Annotated in this window: 1 pseudogene; it reads left to right on the top strand. The window is 66.8% G+C overall.

Annotation, left to right across the window (positions count from 1 at the left end):
- Positions 1-1890 (top strand): annotated as a pseudogene (locus EOD15_RS33685) (kinesin); the annotation flags it as partial.

Below are 1890 nucleotides of genomic sequence, written 5' to 3'. Positions count from 1 at the left end.
GCGCTATCGAGACCGCCCAGTCGCTGGCCGCGCGTGCCGGCGACATCCTGCGCAACTTCGAAGGCGCCGACCAGCGGCTCGGCATGCGCATCGGCGAATCGGCCGAAGCGCTTGCCGCACGCGCGTCGGACCTTGGCCGCATTTTCGATGCCGCCGACCAGCAACTCGTCTCGCGCATCGCCGAAGGTTCGGAAGCGCTGTCGAGCCGTGCCTCGGAAATCGGCCGTATCTTCGACGAGGCGGATCAGCGTCTGGTGTCGCGCATCGCCAGCAGCACCTCCACGATCGGCGAGCATGCCGAGACAATCGTCGGTGCCTTTGCCGATACCGAGCAACGGGTTGCCGAACGCGCAAGGCGGACCGGCCAGGAAATGGCCGTGCATGCCCGCGAAATCGAGCAGGCGCTTGCCGGTGCGGACGAGCGTTTCGCGTCGAGTGCCGCGGCCGCGGCAGCCCGTGTCGAAGAGCAGGTCTCAGGCGTGGAGAACCGCCTCGCCTTCACAGCCGAGACGATGGGCCAGAAGCTCAACGAACAGGTGTCGAATGCCGAGGCGCAACTCGTCTCGCGCGCCAATGTGATCGCCGAGACCTTCACCGCGGTTGGCCAGCATATCGGCCAAAGCACCAACGATGCCGCCAAGACGATCGGCGCCAACACCCGCGAACTCAACACCATGCTCGCCGCACGTTCGGCCGAAATGTCGAAGATCCTCGACGAAACCGCACGGCCCCTGGTCGAGCGCTTCGCCCAGGGCGGCTCGGACCTGCAAAAGAGCATGGAAGAGGTCACCGAACGCGCCACCGAGAAGCTGCGCAGCGAGAATGCCGCGCTTGTCGACGCGCTCGCCAGCCGCACCGCCGAAACCTTGTCGGCGGTCGAAGGCGCCCGCTCGTCGCTGTCCGACAGCGTCGCTGATCTCATCGGCCGCATGACCAAGTCCAGCTCGCAGCTCGGTCAGTTGATCGATCAGGCCGCGGTCAATCTCGGCCAGGTCGATGAACGCCTGAGCGGCAGCACGCAAAGCTTCGCCGCCACCACCGAGAAGGCCGCGCAGACCTTTGCCAGCTCGGCACGTCTGGTCGATTCGAACACGACAAGGCTGACGGAACTGTCGTCGTCCACCTTGCGCGAGGTCGCGTCGATCGCCACCAAGTTCGACGAGCACAGCCGCCTGCTCTCCAGTGCTTCGGACCTGTTGAGCTCGGCCCAGAGCAACCTCGAACACACGCTCGAACGGCAGTCGTCGCTCGAAGACCTCGCCGTCGGCCTGGTCAAGAAGTCGGAGGATCTCGAAAGGGTCATGCGCTCGTTCGAAAATCTCGTCGGCCAGACACTGCAGAACGCCGAAGGCAAGACGATGGAGTCGGCCGACAAGATCCGCAACGCCATCACCGACGTCGTCGACTCGGCAACCAAGCGCTTTGCCGATGCGACCGAGGAGATGCGGCGCACCGCGGGCTCGATCAAGAGCGAACTCGACCTGACCCGGGCCGAGCTCAAGAAGGGCGTCATCGAAATGCCGGAAGAGGCAAAGGAATCGACCTCGGCCATCCGCCGCGCTGTTTCCGAGCAGATCAACGCCCTCAAGGAGCTTTCGGACATCGTGGCCAAGTCCGGCCGCGGCGGTGACGGGTCCGAACCACGCAACCTGCGTCCGGCGCCGCAAGCGCCGGCCGCACGCGCTGCCGAGCCGCCGCGCCGCGCACCGGCACCGCAGCCGGACCTGCGCACGCCTCAGGCGCCCTTGGGCGGCCCTGCATTGCGCGGCACGCTCGACCTTGAGCGTCCTGCCGAGGCGGCACCGCGTCCGCGCGGCGATGCCAGCGCCCGCACGCCCCAGGGCGGATGGGTGCGGGATCTGCTGACCGCGGCATCGAACGATGAGGACC

Origin of the sequence: Mesorhizobium sp. M7A.T.Ca.US.000.02.2.1 (assembly GCF_003996995.1) — a bacterium.
Classification (GTDB): domain Bacteria; phylum Pseudomonadota; class Alphaproteobacteria; order Rhizobiales; family Rhizobiaceae; genus Mesorhizobium.
The sequence above is the reverse complement of the archived record's forward strand: the minus strand, read 5'-3'. Positions and strand labels throughout refer to the sequence as shown.